The organism is Nocardioides pakistanensis (assembly GCF_054781215.1).
This window is the reverse complement of the sequence record NZ_BAAGUV010000062.1, coordinates 1-14,393: the sequence shown is the minus strand read 5'-3', so window position 1 is coordinate 14,393 and position 14,393 is coordinate 1. Positions and strand designations below refer to the sequence as shown.

Below are 14,393 nucleotides of genomic sequence, written 5' to 3'. Positions count from 1 at the left end.
TTCGGGCGTCGGGAGCGGGGCTCGAAGACGGCCTCGCCCTCGTGGCGGTAACGGGCCAGCAGTTCAAAGAGCCAGGAACGGGAGACGCCGTACTCGGCGGCGACCTCGGGCACGGAACGCTTCTCGGTCACCAGCGCGGTGATGACCAGTCTGTTGAGTGTCATGCCCCGGACGCTGACGCCCGGGCAACTCAGAGTCCGGGATCTCCGGAGACATCCGTCCGGCATGTCTTGAGACACCTGTCCGGGATGTCCTGAACCAGCACACCGCCAGCTCCACCGAGAGGCCTTTCCCGAAATCGGCCTAGACAGTTTCCCGAATTGGGGGGTGTCGGCCGGCTCGGGGAGGTCGCGCCCCAACGACAGGAGGGCCCCACCGCCATGGCGGTGGGGCCCTCCTGTCGTCGCTCAGAGGATCAAGCTGCGGCGGTGTGGCTGGCCGCGTAGTCGGTGACCTCCTCGCCTCGCAGCAGGACGCTCTCGATGAGCTCGCTGTCGAGGGGGTGGTTCATCAGGGGGTGCCCGATGCGCTGGCCGGACTCGCGGCTGTGCTTCTCGAGGATGCGGATGTTGTAGCAGGCCGCGGCGGCGGCCACGCCGAGGGTGACGAGCGGGAGCCCCGTGACCTGCACGAAGCCGCGGCGGACGTCCTCGGTCCCGCGGTTCTTGATGTTGCCGAAGACGGCCTCCACTGCCGACCGAAGGTCGAACATGCCGGACCACCTGGTGCCGCCCCAGTAGTCCTCCTGGAGGTACTTCATGCTGCTGTCCGGGTTGATCTGGACGGTCCGCTGGACGCAGCACTTGGGCAGGGATCCGTCCGGCCCGGGGGTCGGCGGGTTGGGGACGATCGGGATGTCGAGCTCGCGGGCGACCTGGACGGTACCCTGACGGAGCGGGCAGCCGACGGTGCCGGCAAGGGCGGGGCACTCCCAGCGAGTGGTACCGACCTTCGGGTCCGGCTGGCCGGCTGCGACCTTGGACTGCGACGCCAAGGGACCCGCGACCATCCGGAAGGCGAACTTCTGGCGATACTCGACCTGGCGGACGAACTGCGCCTGCTGGTCGGGGTCATCCGATGGGCTTAGGTTCTCCAGGTGGGCGGCCATGCCGGGACAGTGCGGCCGACCGTCGATGACCTTCGCGCCGAACTGGTCGACCGGGCCGGGCTTGTCGACACGCAGGTCGAGGACCTGGTGGATGCGACGCATCCAGAGCTCCAGGGCCCACCGCTCGAACCGCTTGTAGCCGTAGTGGCGGTCCCCGATGATGCGGACGAACGGGGCCCGGTCGCGGATCTGATCGATGAGGCGGAGGGAGACGTCGACGATGTCTGCGTTGGCTGGCGTCAGCTCCAGCGCCTGGATCAGAACGGGCAAGGCGGTCTGACGCTCGGGGTCGTTGGTGTTCACGATGACGTGGGCCTTGTAGCCGTAGATGCCGACCTGCTTGCCGGTCTTCGAGGTCTTGCCGCCCCATGCCGCATCGGGGCAACGCCATGAGTCAGGGTTGCGCCGGCGGTCGCCGTCGGATCGGCCCTCGGTGTCGGCGCCGGTGTCAGCGCCAGTGCCAGCACCCTCCTCCGACGGGTTGTCGACCGCGCCGAGGGGTTCCTGCTGATCGTCGGAGTCCTCATCGGCGAGTGGCCGGTCCTTACCGCCGGCTGCGTTGCGATCCTCGTAGGGCGCCTTGGACCACGCCCAGATGCTGGTGTCGTCGATGGCGTAGGTCCCGTGGTCGACGTCGATGAGGTGAGTTCCGGTCAGCAGTCGACTGACGATGTCGTTGACGACGGCGTGACGCTCTGCTCGGCGGGCCGTAACGATCCCAGCCTGTTCGTCGACGGGCAGTTCGGTTTCCGCCTTGGTGAGGCAGTCGGCGGTGTAGTTGAGGTTACGCGCCAGCCCCTCGGTCATCGTGTACAGCTGCTTGCGGGTGAGTTCACCCACCTTCTTCTTGCCTTCGTAGCTGACGAGACCGAAATCCAGCCGCGTCTTGAGCGGCAGCGATCGCGACACCACGTACATCTGCTCGATCGTGGCCTGGCCGAAGGCGAAGACGGCGGTGAGCTGCAGGGCGTAGTAGAGGCAGCCGTCGAGTCCCTGCTTGCGGCGTCCTCGGTTGGAACTGCGGCAGTGTCGGTCCAGCAGCTCTCCGACGCCGGTGTCGGACACCAGCCAGTGGTGCCGCCGGAAGGCGGCGTCGAGCTGGGCCAGCTGGTTGGGGTGGAGGTCCGAGGCGACCCTGATCTTCCTGTTGTCTTCGGGCTTGCCCAACAGCGGTGCAAGCTCGTCGGATGCTTCGGGTGTCTGGTCGTCGTTGGTCGGCTGGTGCGGCGGGCGGTGCATCGTGCTGGTTCCTTGTCTCCGATTGGTGGTGACCGGGGACGGTCCAGCGCCAGGAAGGATGCGCAATCGCGCACCACGCTTGTTTCGCGACGACGGAGGCGCCATCGGATCGGGCCCCTCAGGGGCGGCCTGGGTCATCGCAGGGCCTTGGCGTCATCGGACTGGGGGAGGTGTTCGATGAGCTCCACGAGGGTCCGCGCGGTGGTGAGTCCGGCGGCACGCAGGAGCACGTTGAGCGGTGTCGTGCGCTGGAGGTGAGTGGCCAACCAGGTCGAGCGGAGCCGGCTCTGCGCGAGCTCCGGCACGTCGCCATGCAGCGCCGCTCGCGCGTAGACGCTGGCGGCGACGTTGGCGCGTTCGGCGTCCTTGCCGAGGAGCAGTTGATTGGGCCTCAGGCCCCGGAGGCCAACTCGCACGAGGTCCTCATACTGGCGGAGGACCCAGACGGTGCGGCGCCGTTCTTGGCGGGTGTTGTCCTTGCTGCGCCGCAGGTTGGTGACGTGAACCTCGATCCCGGTCTCCGGTCCGTGGTCCACGATGTCGGTGCGGTAGAGCCGCTTCAGGTCGGCGGAGTCGATGCCGGCACCGGCTCCCAGGCCGACCAAGAGGCACATCTGACGAGTTAGCTCCGGCGTGGGCTGAACCATCGCGACGCGTCGGATGACAGCCATCTCCGCCAGCCGGTAGGGCGCTGCGACCGCTCGGTGCTCCAGGGCGGGACCCTTGACGGGCGCCTGCTCCGGGTGGATCTGGTCGGCCATCTGCAGCAGGCGGGAACGCCGGGTCTGGCGAGTCGACCGGCCGACCGAGGCCAGGGTCTCGCCGTCGTAGCGGCCCACGTGCGGACGAGTGAGCGACTCCGCTCCCAGCGGTAGGTCGACGCTGTGGGCCCACGCGAAGAAGTACGCCAGGTGGGTCACGTGCTTGCGCATGCTGTCCTCGCCGCGCACGGCGGAGGCCTCCAGCGTGCGCTCGACCGCGTCCTTCACGAGGTGCCAGTGCTCGTCCACGGGCGGCTTGGGCTGGTACTGCTCGCGGATGTAGGAGCGCATCCCGTCGGGGAACGAGGCGACGCGTTGCGCGACCTCCGCGCGGACAGCAGCGGCGGCTTGACGGGCCTGGCGTGCGGAGGGCTTGCGACGCCGGCGGGCGGCCGGTGCGGCGTCGGTGCAACCGCTGCCTGTGGCGGCAGGATCGCCGGCCGCACCGGGCTCGCCCAGAACTGGGTTTTTCGTGGTGGCTGAGGCGGACATGTCGGTGGCACCTCCGGACGTCTGAGGACTCTGCGTGCGGGGCTCAGCGAAGACGCTGGGCTGCTCCGGACGGTGACTGGCCTCTCGGCCCGTGCAGTGGCCGGTCTGGCGGCCGGTGTGGTGGCTGGCGGCCTCGGGACGGTGTTCGGGTGCCGGGTACGCCGCCGCTCCGTCTTCGCGCAGCAATGCGCGGTAGTCATCGCTGGTGACAGCTGGCATCAAAGCGGCCAGCTCGGTGGCGGCGGTCCTGCCGAGCGCCAGCTCAGCCAACACCTGGCCCAGGGGGCGGCGTGAGGTGGTGAGAGCGCGCAACTGCACGCTGCGACGCAGACGCTGTTGGCGCAGGTCGATGCCCAGCTCTGCGACAAGGGTGCGGCAGTCCGCCCAGCCCTCCGGCGTCGCCTGCTGGTCTGGTGTTGACAGCAACTGGCCGAGGACCGGATGGTCCAGGGCCGCTCCCGTGAGGATCTCCCAGTCAGCGTCGTCGTAGACCAAGCCGGCGTCGTCTCGTCGGGCGGGGGCCACCTGGTCGACGGGGGCGTTGTTGTCGACGGGCTGCGCAGCTCGTGCCTTCAGCACCCGCCGGACGCGACCGCGAACGTTGCCCATCGCACCGGAGCCGAGGTGGTTGGGGTTGTCCCGGATGAACTGCTGCAGGACCTCCTCGGTCATGCAGGCGTCCAAGTCCTCCAGCAGCGGCATCGCCCACGCCAGCAGTTCCAAGACGGCGCTGGCGACGCGGCGCGCTTCGGTGACTCCCGCCGCCGGCGCGGCGCTGACCCACGGCTCGACCTGGTCGCGGTGCGCCTCCCAGACACGGGCTGCCGGTTCACTCGTGGGGCTGTAGCCCTCTCCCCACGAGGACAGGACCCCCGCGGCGCGGCTGTGCCAGGCACGCTCGGATGCGCCCTTGTTGGCCGACGTGCTCGTATCGCTGCAGGCAGTGTCGTTGTCGCTCATGCGCCGGGACAGTCGGCATCGGCCCCGGGAACGCCAATAGCGCACCGAGCGGGTAGCGGAGGCGCGGTGGAACTTCCGTCGTCCGGGGTGCGCGAGTGTCGGCGCGGCGTGCCCCGAGCCGGCGCGCGGGTTAGCACTTGTCAAGGACAAGCGCGCCCCAAGAGTCCAGTGCAGGCCCAACCAATGAGGCCCCGCAGACAGCCGGGGCATTCGCCCGGCGCTGCGCAACCAGCTGGAGTTGCACATGTCAAAGAACCAGCCGTCGCAGGCCGCATCTGCGGTCGCGACCAACCGCAGCGTCGAGCCCGCTGCGGACCGCCACGCCCGCTCGTCGAGCGCGGCGAGGAACTCGAAGAAGAGCCGGCTGCGGGTGATCTCCGGATCGCCGCAGGATCCCCGACAGTTCGCTGCCGAAGTCCTGCTGATCCGCAACTGGCTCGACATCATCCGACGCTGCGCGATGGCGACCGCCCACGGCACGCTGGGCGGACAGCTTCCCGACGTCGAGGAACTTCTTGCGGTCCTCGAGGCCGCCGAGGAGGCGATCGCCGCCCGGATCCTGGGTGGGGCGTCGCTGCTGGATCACCTCGCGGGGTGGGAAGCATCCCTGCTCCACCACGCACCCGGAATCCAGCCGGACGACTGCCTCGTCTGCGAACGCGGACGAGAGATCCCAGATGATCTGCCCGCTGACTACGCGTGGGCGCTTCGGGTGATCGACGAAGCCTCCTGAGAACCATGAGGGGTCGGGGAGTCAGTTGGCTCTCCGACCCCTCAACCGATCGGGGGTTCTGTGCGGCGGTTGCACAGCCACGCCGACCCCGCACCGTGACCGGCGCTGGGCTGGAGACCTCGGACCGAGCGACCAGAACGCAGCACGCAGCTTGAGAACTCAACAGTGGACACGCGGCCGCACCGGACGGCGGCGAGCGTGAGCGACCCAGAAGGGAGGTGATCAGTCGGTTCGCTCACACTCGTCGCCATCCCGCGGCAGTGTCGCTCGGACGCCCGGATGCGCGAGCAGATGGCGCTGTTCAGTCGCCCACTGTTCGTGAACCTGGGTGTTGCGTGACAGCACGGCGGCACCATGAGCGAAGATGCGTTCATGCCGATTCGTGACGATGTGTGGAACGACCTCATCGACATGGCTCCTGGCGAGCTGAAGAACCGCGGGCCGCTGGCGGCGCGATGGGGATCTGACACGCTCGTCGAGGAGTTGGTCGAGGTCGGCCACCTGACTGTCGACGGAGGTCGAGTCACTCGCACCAAGGCGTCCGTCGACGCCGCAGCGCTCTGGGACGTCTTGCCGGAGGACGGCTCCACGATCGGTAACCAGCGTGCTCGGGAGCGGCTCGGGTGGAAGAGCGAGAGGCGCTACGAGGCGGCCAAGGCGCTGCTGCTCGCCACCGGCGAGATCGCGTTGGGCCGCGGCCGCGGAGGTTCTGTGCGCCGCCTTGGCGACCAGGCGGACGCCGCAGCAAAGGCGCCGGTCGAGGAGGTCCCGAAGGCGGCAGCTGCGCCCAAGGCCAGGGCCAAGGCTGCCCAGCAGGGGAAGTCGCTGGAGCAACGCCTGTGGGACGCCGCCGACGCGTTGCGGGGCAACCAGGAACCGAGCGAGTACAAGCACGTCGTCCTCGGCCTGGTCTTCCTCAAGTACATCTCCGACCGGTTCGAGGCCAGACGCCGGGAGTTGGCCGCTGAGCTCGAAGCCGACGGCATTCCTGAGAACAGGCGCGCGGAATTCCTTGAGGACCGCGACGAGTACGCCAGCCACAACGTCTTCTGGGTCCCAACCGAGGCCCGCTACGGCCACGTCCAGGACCGCGCGAAACTGCCCTCCATCGGGACGGACATCGACACCGCGATGGACCTGGTCGAGAAGGAGAACCCCTCGGTCCGCGGCGTGCTGCCCCGCAACTACGGCCGCGAGGGTCTGGACAAGGGCAGACTCGGCCAGCTCGTCGACCTGATCGGCTCCATCGGCTTCACCGAGACCGACGATCACGGCAGCGACGACGTCCTCGGACGGGTCTACGAGTACTTCCTCGGCCAGTTCGCCGGCAAGGAGACCGGCAAGGACGCCGGCGCATTCTACACTCCGCGCAGCGTGGTCAAGACGCTGGTGGAGATGCTCGAGCCGTTCCAGGGCCGCGTCTACGACCCCGCCTGCGGCTCCGGGGGGATGTTCGTGCAGTCCGCCGAGTTCGTGAAGGCCCACCACGGCAAGACCACCGACATCTCTGTGTACGGTCAGGAGTTCACCGACACCACCTGGCGCCTGGCCAAGATGAACCTCGCCCTGCGCGGGATCGAAGCCGACCTCGGCGAGCGCTCGGCCGACTCGTTCACCGTCGATCTGCACCCTGACCTTCGCGCGGATTACGTCCTCGCGAACCCCCCCTTCAACGTCTCCAACTGGTGGGATGCCAAGCTCGCCGACGACCCCCGCTGGCTGTACGGCGTGCCACCGGCGGGCAACGCGAACTTCGCCTGGGTGCAGCACTTTGTGTATCACCTCTCCCCGAGAGGCACCGCCGGGTTCGTCCTCGCGAATGGATCGCTGTCCTCCAAGAGTGGGGGAGAGGGCGACATCCGCCGCAAGCTCGTCGAGGCCGACCTCGTCGACTGCATCGTCGCTATGCCGGACAGGCTCTTCTTCAACACCGGAATCCCGGTGAGCCTCTGGTTTGTCTCGAAGGACCGCCACGGCAACGGCCACCGCAGCCGCGAGGGCGAAGTCCTCTTCATCGACGCCCGAAAACTCGGCCGCATGGAGACCCGCCGCCTACGCGTCCTCGAGGACGCCGACATTGCCCGGATCGCCGACACGTACCACGCCTGGCGCAACCACGACGGCGGCTACGGGGACGTGGCTGGCTTCTGCAAGGCAGCGCCCTTGGTCGAGATCGCGGCCCACGACTTCGTCCTCACTCCCGGCCGTTACGTCGGGTCTGAAGAAGCGGAAGTGGACGACGAGCCCGTCGCGGACAAGATCGAGCGGCTCACAAAGGAGCTCTATGCCGAGTTCGACCGTGGCCGCGAGCTGGAAGCGGAGATCCGCAAGCGTCTAGGGGGGCTTACGGCATGACGTGGCCGACTCGGACACTCGGCGAGTTGGAGAGGGAGTCAGGCGGAGTCATTCAGACTGGCCCCTTTGGAAGCCAACTGCATGCGAGTGACTACTCAGAGTCGGGTACGCCGGTCGTAATGCCTACCAACATTCGTGACATGCGTATCGAATCCGAGGGCATCGCGCGGGTGGATTCAGCCCACGTCGAACGGTTGTCTCGCCACAAGCTTCGCCCAGGCGACATCGTCTACAGCCGGCGAGGCGACGTCGAGAAGTGCGCCCTTGTCAGCCAAGGCCAAGCCGGCTGGCTGTGCGGAACTGGTTGTTTGCTCGTCAGAATCGACGGACCCACAGTCGATGCGCGCTGTCTCGCTTACGCGCTTTCGCTCCCAGAGACGCGCGCCTGGATCTCTCAGCACGCAGTCGGCGCCACGATGCCGAACCTCAACACCAATGTGCTGAGGGAGGTGCCGGTTCGGCTTCCCCCGATTGAAGAGCAGCGCGCCATCGCCGCAACCCTCGGCGCCCTCGACGACAACATCGAGGCGAATCAGCGGAAGCTCGGCATCCTCGACGAGTTACTGCAGGCGCACTGGGTCCAGGCGTCGCGGAAAGCAGAGCGAAACATCCGCTTGGCCGACATCGTGTCTACGCAGTATGGCCTCACAGCAAGTGCCGAGGCCGGTGCTGTCGGCCCCAAGTTCCTACGGGTCACGGACATCAACAAACAGAACTGGATTTCCTGGGCGTCGGTTCCCCATGTGACGATCGAGAACGCGGACCTGGAGAAGTACCAACTGAGACAAGGCGACATCGTCGTTGCGCGTATGGCTGACCCCGGCAAGTCTGCGATCGTCGATGACGCGGCGGTCCAGGCGGTGTTCGCGTCCTATTTGGTGAGACTCACTGCCCGTTCCTATGCGGAAGCTCTCTACATCTATGGATTCCTGGAGTCGTCCTCATACAGGGACTATGCCGAGGCGGTCACCACCGGGTCAGTGCAGAAGAACATGAATGCCAAAGTGATCGTCGACGTCGAGATGCCTTGGCCAGCGCTCGAGGTCGTACACGAGTTCGCCCGATGCGCAACCGAGTTGCGTTCAGCGATCAATCACTCCATTCGCCAGAACGACCGATTGAGAGCCGTTCGCGACGCGCTGCTCCCTGAGCTCCTGTCCGGTCGGCTGAGGGTCCCAGAAGGGGAAGCCGAGGTCGGTTACCACGCTGCCGAAGAACAGGAGAACGCCTGATGGGATTCCAGACGCCGCTCTACGAGCTGAGCGACTACTTGAAGTGGACGACGACTGGAAAGATCCAGCTGCCCGACTTCCAGCGCGGCTACAAGTGGGAGGACGAGCGGATCCGGCAGCTGCTCGTCACGATTCTGCGCGGCCACCCGCTGGGCGTAGTGATGTTGCTGAAGACCGGCAACGACCAAATCCGGTTCAAGCCCCGTCCGATTGAGGGGACGAGCGTGCCGGAGGGCACCCCGGCCGAGTCGTTGCTGCTAGACGGTCAGCAGCGGCTTACCTCGCTGACCCAGGCGCTTACCGGCGACGGCGTGGTGGACACCATGGACAGCCGGGGTAAGCGCATGAGCCGGCGCTACTACGTCGACATCGAGCTCGCCCTGCAGGGTGAAGACCGAATCGATGAGGCAATCCTGTCGGTGCCGGGGGATGGGATCGAACGCACGAACTTCGGCAAGGACATCGTCCGGGACCTGTCGACTCCGGAGAAGGAGCGCGCGCACAAGCTGTTTCCGATCCGGCTGTTGTTCGACCAGCTCAACGCAGCCACCTGGCTCGCGGAGCTCGGCGACAACATCCTCATGGCGCAGTTCCTGGCCAAGGTGATGGCCCCGACCAACACCTACAACATCCCCGCGATCGAGCTGGACAACTCCACCAGCAAGTCCGCGGTGGCGACGGTCTTCGAGAAGGTCAACACCGGCGGGCTCGCGCTGAACGTCTTCGAGCTGCTGACCGCGACCTTCGCCGGCGACAAGGCGTACTTCGACCAGCACGGCACCGACTTCCGGCTCAACGACGACTGGAAGGAGACCCAAAGCAAGTTCGCGTCGTACCCGGCGCTGGCCGGTTTGGAGAACACCGACTTCCTCCAGGCGGTCACGCTGCTGGCGACCCGCAAGCGAAACCTCGCACACACCGGGCCGCGGCCACCGGCGGTGAGCGCCAAGCGTGAGGACGTCCTCAAGCTCACCCTGGATGACTACCTCGAGTGGGTCGGGCCTCTTCGTGAAGCGTTCATCTGGGCCTCTGACTTCCTCGCCGACCGGCACATCTTCGACACCCGCTTCCTGCCGTACCCCAAGCAACTGGTGCCGCTCGCGGCGATCCGAGTGGTGATGGGCCACGACGCCGACCTGCTGGGTCCCCGGGAGAAGATCACCCGCTGGTTCTGGTGCGGCATCCTCGGCGAGCTCTACGGCAGCGCGATCGAGACCCGGTTCGTCCGTGACCTGGAGCAGGTCCCGGCGTGGGCGACCGGCAAGACCGACACCGCGCCCAATACCGTCGTCGACGCGACCTTTGTGGAGTCCCGCCTGCACTCCCTACGGACCCGCCAGGCCGCGGCCTACAAGGGCATCTACGCGTTGCTGCTCAGCAACCACGCGCGGGACTGGATGGAAGACAAGGCCCTCGATAAGGTCCAGTACGTCAACCTCGCCGTCGACATCCACCACATCTTCCCGCAGAAGTGGTGCAACGAGAACGGCATCGACGACGAGCACCGCGAGAGCATCGTCAACAAGACCGCGATCTCGGCCGTCACCAACCGCACCATCGGGGGAGCGGCGCCATCCAGCTATCTCGCCGTCATCGAGAAGAAGGCGCAGATCTCGTCCGACCACCTGGATAGCCTGCTGGAGGCGCACCTGGTACCGGCGGCGCTGCTGCGCGCCGACAACTTCGAGGGCTACTTCGCGGCCCGGCGGGAGCGCATGTGCGAGATGGTCGAGCAAGCGATGGGCAAGGCGGTGCCGCGCGACGTCGACCAGGGCGCCGCGGTGGAGGACTCAGCGCAGTTCGAGGCCTCCGAGATCGCCGAGACCGCCGACGAGGTGGACTGAGGCGGCCATGAGCGGAGGGTTCGACGAGGCGGTGGTGGAGCAGGCGGCGCTGGAGTACCTGCGCCAATTGGGCTACGCCACCGAGCTCGGACCGAACATCGCCCCGGACGGGCCGCGGTCTGAACGCGACTCGTTCGAGCAGGTCTACCTCCACGACCGGCTCCGACAGGCCGCCAAACGCATCAACCCCGCGCACCCCGAGTTGGTCGATGAGGCGATCAAGCGCCTGCAGCGGGCGGAGTCGCAGTCGGAATTGGCGGAGAACTTGCGGGTGCACCGGTTTCTCACCGACGGGGTGCCGGTGGAGCACCGGGCGGCGGACGGATCGCTGCGCACCGTGCCGGTCCGGCTGATCGACTTCGACGACCCGACGAACAACGACTTGCTAGCGGTCAACCAGTTCACGATCGTGCAGCACAAGAACCGCCGCCCGGACGTGCTGGTGTTCGTCAACGGCATCCCGCTGGGGCTGCTGGAACTGAAGAGCTCATCGGCCGAGCACGCCACCCTGCGCACGGCGTGGAACCAGGTGCAGACCTACCGCTCCGACATCCCCGCGGTGTTCACCCCGAACGCGGTGACCGTGATCTCGGACGGCACCTCGGCCGCGATGAGCTCGTTCTCCGGCGGCTTTGAGCACTACGCGCCGTGGAAGACCATCGACGGCCGCGAGGTCGTCACCGGGCTGCCGGCGCTGGAGGTGCTGATCCGGGGCGTGTTCGACCCGGCCCGGTTCCTCGACATCGTCCGCAACTTCGTGTTCTTCTCCGACGAAGCGACGGGCCTAGTGAAGCGAGTGGCGAAGTACCACCAGTACTGGGCCGTCAACGCGGCGGTGGAGTCTACGGTCACGGCGGCCGCGCCGGAGGGTGACCGGCGCGGGGGCGTGGTCTGGCACACCCAGGGGTCCGGCAAGAGCATCGAGATGCTGCTGTACGCCGCGAAGGTGATGCGGGATCCGCGCATGGGCAACCCCACGCTGGTGTTCCTCACCGACCGCAACGACCTGGACGACCAGCTGTTCGGGGAGGTGTTCGCGCCGGCGGAGATCCTGCCTGAGAACCCGGTGCAGGCTGGGTCCCGGGTCGAGCTGCGGACGCTACTGCGCCGCGCCTCCGGCGGGATTGTGTTCACCACGCTGCAGAAGTTCGCTCCGGACTCCGGCGACACCAACCCCGTGCTTACCGACCGGCGCAACGTGGTTGTGGTCGCCGATGAGGCGCACCGCTCGCAGTACGGGTTCGGCGAGACCCTTGATTCGGCCGGCCGGCTCAAGGCGGGCCTGGCCAAGCACATGCGCGACGCCCTGCCCGAGGCCACGTTCCTGGGGTTCACCGGCACCCCGATCGAGTCGACCGACAAGTCCACCCGGGCGGTCTTCGGCGACTACGTCGACGTCTACGACCTCACCCGCGCCGTCGAGGACGGCGCCACGGTCAAGATCTTCTACGAGTCCCGGCTGGCGAAGGTCGCCCTGTCCGAGGGCGATCTCGGCGCGCTGGACGAGCTGACCGACGAGATCACCGAAGGGGTCGGGGAAGCCGAGGCCGAGAAGGCGAAGTCGCGCTGGTCGCGGCTGGAGGCCATCGTCGGCGCAGAGGAGCGCCTGGACCTCATCGCCGCGGATGTCGTCGAGCACTGGGAGAAGCGCCGCGAGGCAATGCTCGGCAAGGCGATGATCGTGACGATGTCGCGGCGCATCGCTGTACGCCTGTATCAGAAGATCGTCGCCCTGCGCCCGGGCTGGCACTCCGACGACCCCGCCACGGGGCGGATCAAGGTAGTCATGACCGGCTCGGCCGCCGACCCGCCGGAGTTCCAGCCGCACCTGCACTCCAAGGACGTCCGCCGGGACCTGAAGCTGCGCGCCAAGGACCCCGACGACCCGCTGGAGCTGGTCATCGTCCGGGACATGTGGCTCACCGGCTTCGACGCCCCGTCCATGCACACCATGTACGTCGACAAGACCATGCAGGGGGCTGGCCTCATGCAGGCCATCGCCCGGGTCAACCGCACCTTCCGCGACAAGCCCGGCGGCCTGGTCGTGGACTACATCGGCGTCTTCGCCAACCTGCAGAAGGCCTTGGCCGAGTACTCGCCCTCCGACCGGGACCAGGCCGGGGTGCCCATCGACGACATCGTCGCCGCCATGCTGGAGAAGCACGACATCATCACCGCGCTGCTGCACGGCTGCGACTTCGACTCCTCACCCGACCTGCCCGCGGCGCAGCGGCTGGCCGAGCACGCCAAGGTCCTGGACTTCGTGATGGCCGACCCCGACCGGCAGGAACGCTTCCTGGATCAGGTGCTCGCCCTCGCCAAGGCCTACGCCCTCGCGGGCTCCCGCGACGAGGCCGCCGCCATTCGCAACGACACCCGCATGTTCACCGACGTCCGTGCGGCCATCTTGAAGATCCTCAACCCCGACTCCGGCCGCGGGGGCTCCGGCGCAGTCGAGATCGACACCGCCATCGGCCAGCTCGTCAACGAGGCCGTCGCCGCGGACGAGGTCGTCGACATCTACAAGCTCGCCGGCGTCGACACCCCCGAGATCTCGATCCTGTCCGACGAGTTCCTTGACTCCCTAGTTCACAAGGACAAGCCCAACCTGCAGCTTGGGCTGCTGCGCCGCCTCCTCGGCGATCAGATCAAGACCGTCCAGCGCACCAACCTCGTCCAAGGACGCAAGTTCTCCGAACAGCTCGAAGAGGCCATCAACCGCTACACCAACAGGTCGCTCAGCACCGCAGAGATCATCGCCGAGCTCGTCAAGCTCGCCAAGGAACTGCGTGACCAGGCCACCCGACACGAGCAGCTCGGCCTATCTGAAGCCGAGGCCGCGTTCTACGACGCAATCGTCCAGAACGACTCCGCTGTCCTCGAGCTCGGCGACGACACACTGAAGAAGATCACGGTCGACCTGGTCTCGTCGGTGCGGAACAGCGTCACCATCGACTGGAACTACAAGGAGTCGGTCAAAGCTGGTATGCGCTCCAAGGTCAGGCGGCTGCTCGCCAAGTACGGGTACCCGCCGGACCTTGAGGAGAAGGCGGTTGAGCTCGTCCTCGAGCAGGCGCAACTGTTTGCCGGAACTCAAGCGGGGCCGTAGTTGCCTGTCATTAGGCCCAAAGCGCTATCTCACCGCTCACTAGATCACGTGCTGATTGTTGGGGCCGGGGACACGCGGGGTGACCATGTCGGTGGTGGGTGTCAAGGTGAGCACATGAGCAGGGTGAAGTCGTTCAACGTCGGCGGTCTACAGCAAATCGTTGTGGGTTCGACTGCCGGAGTCCTGCGCCACGCTCATGTCTGCGTGGGGTCCGAAGTGAGGGCAACAGTTCTCGGAGTCACCTCCGAGCATGCGCGTCGCCGTGCCCTGCGCCGCCTGCAGGACATCCGGCCGGGGCAGCGCCGATGATGCTGCGCCTCCGACTCTTGGCCGGAGCATGGTCACCCGCGGCGTTCCTGCTTGCCCTGAGGCTGAGCGACGATCATCTCTATTGGACCGCGGTCTTGTCCGTGGCGGGGGTGCTTGCGGTGACGGGTGTCCTGCTGCTCGTGCTCGCAAGAGGCACGACCAACGCGCAGCCGTACCAGTTGGCTTCAGCCCTGATCCACCGGGGCGTGTGGCCGAGATGAGCGTGGCGTAGAACGAGAGAGCCCTTCTGA

The 14,393-nt window shown here is 67.1% G+C and carries 9 protein-coding genes; 5 read left to right on the top strand and 4 right to left on the bottom strand.

Going from position 1 to position 14,393, the window contains the following annotated elements; translation table 11 throughout:
• The 3 genes from ACYVIH_RS18905 to ACYVIH_RS18895 all read right to left on the bottom strand — a co-directional run.
• A partial coding sequence (locus ACYVIH_RS18905) for a helix-turn-helix domain-containing protein (RefSeq protein ID WP_460871087.1) occupies window positions 1–164 on the bottom strand: 164 nt, incomplete at its 3' end.
• A 251-nt stretch (window positions 165–415) separates the two neighbouring features.
• Window positions 416–2,347, bottom strand: coding sequence for a transposase (locus ACYVIH_RS18900; protein WP_460871086.1), 1,932 nt, complete (start codon window positions 2,345–2,347; stop codon window positions 416–418).
• Window positions 2,348–2,481: 134 nt separating this feature from the next.
• A complete protein-coding gene (locus ACYVIH_RS18895) occupies window positions 2,482–4,560 on the bottom strand; it encodes a hypothetical protein (RefSeq protein ID WP_460871085.1) in 2,079 nt (692 codons plus the stop codon).
• 244 nt (window positions 4,561–4,804) lie between these two features.
• Here ACYVIH_RS18895 and ACYVIH_RS18890 point away from each other — a divergent pair, with 244 nt between their 5' ends.
• Complete coding sequence (locus tag ACYVIH_RS18890; protein WP_460871084.1) at window positions 4,805–5,293, top strand: hypothetical protein; 489 nt, start codon at window positions 4,805–4,807, stop codon at window positions 5,291–5,293.
• A gap of 222 nt (window positions 5,294–5,515) precedes the next feature.
• On the opposite strand, the gene ACYVIH_RS18885 is transcribed toward ACYVIH_RS18890, so the two are convergent.
• Window positions 5,516–5,794: a hypothetical protein gene (locus tag ACYVIH_RS18885; RefSeq protein ID WP_460871083.1), complete on the bottom strand. Its 279-nt coding sequence runs from the start codon at window positions 5,792–5,794 to the stop codon at window positions 5,516–5,518.
• Between ACYVIH_RS18885 and ACYVIH_RS18880 the strand changes: the two genes are divergently transcribed.
• The 4 genes from ACYVIH_RS18880 to ACYVIH_RS18865 all read left to right on the top strand — a co-directional run bounded on the left by ACYVIH_RS18880 (window position 5,777) and on the right by ACYVIH_RS18865 (window position 13,833).
• On the top strand, window positions 5,777–7,648 hold the full coding sequence (locus ACYVIH_RS18880; protein WP_460871082.1) for a class I SAM-dependent DNA methyltransferase: 1,872 nt from the start codon (window positions 5,777–5,779) through the stop codon (window positions 7,646–7,648). The genes ACYVIH_RS18885 and ACYVIH_RS18880 overlap by 18 nt on opposite strands.
• Before the next feature lie 140 nt (window positions 7,649–7,788).
• Window positions 7,789–8,880 (top strand): restriction endonuclease subunit S, encoded by a 1,092-nt coding sequence (locus tag ACYVIH_RS18875; protein ID WP_460871081.1) that lies wholly within the window; start codon window positions 7,789–7,791, stop codon window positions 8,878–8,880.
• On the top strand, window positions 8,880–10,724 hold the full coding sequence (locus ACYVIH_RS18870; RefSeq protein WP_460871080.1) for a GmrSD restriction endonuclease domain-containing protein: 1,845 nt from the start codon (window positions 8,880–8,882) through the stop codon (window positions 10,722–10,724). The genes ACYVIH_RS18875 and ACYVIH_RS18870 overlap by 1 nt, the downstream gene beginning before the upstream one ends.
• A 7-nt stretch (window positions 10,725–10,731) precedes the next feature.
• Entirely contained in the window at window positions 10,732–13,833 is a 3,102-nt protein-coding gene (locus ACYVIH_RS18865) for a type I restriction endonuclease subunit R (RefSeq protein WP_460871079.1), read from the top strand.
• Window positions 13,834–14,393: the final 560 nt, after the last annotated feature.

Coding starts and splice junctions, on each gene's coding strand:
- ACYVIH_RS18895 (WP_460871085.1), bottom strand. CDS start 4,560: ATGAGCGACAACGACACTGCCTGCAGCGATACGAGCACGTCGGCCAAC.
- ACYVIH_RS18900 (WP_460871086.1), bottom strand. CDS start 2,347: ATGCACCGCCCGCCGCACCAGCCGACCAACGACGACCAGACACCCGAA.
- ACYVIH_RS18870 (WP_460871080.1), top strand. CDS start 8,880: ATGGGATTCCAGACGCCGCTCTACGAGCTGAGCGACTACTTGAAGTGG.
- ACYVIH_RS18890 (WP_460871084.1), top strand. CDS start 4,805: ATGTCAAAGAACCAGCCGTCGCAGGCCGCATCTGCGGTCGCGACCAAC.
- ACYVIH_RS18865 (WP_460871079.1), top strand. CDS start 10,732: ATGAGCGGAGGGTTCGACGAGGCGGTGGTGGAGCAGGCGGCGCTGGAG.
- ACYVIH_RS18875 (WP_460871081.1), top strand. CDS start 7,789: ATGCGTATCGAATCCGAGGGCATCGCGCGGGTGGATTCAGCCCACGTC.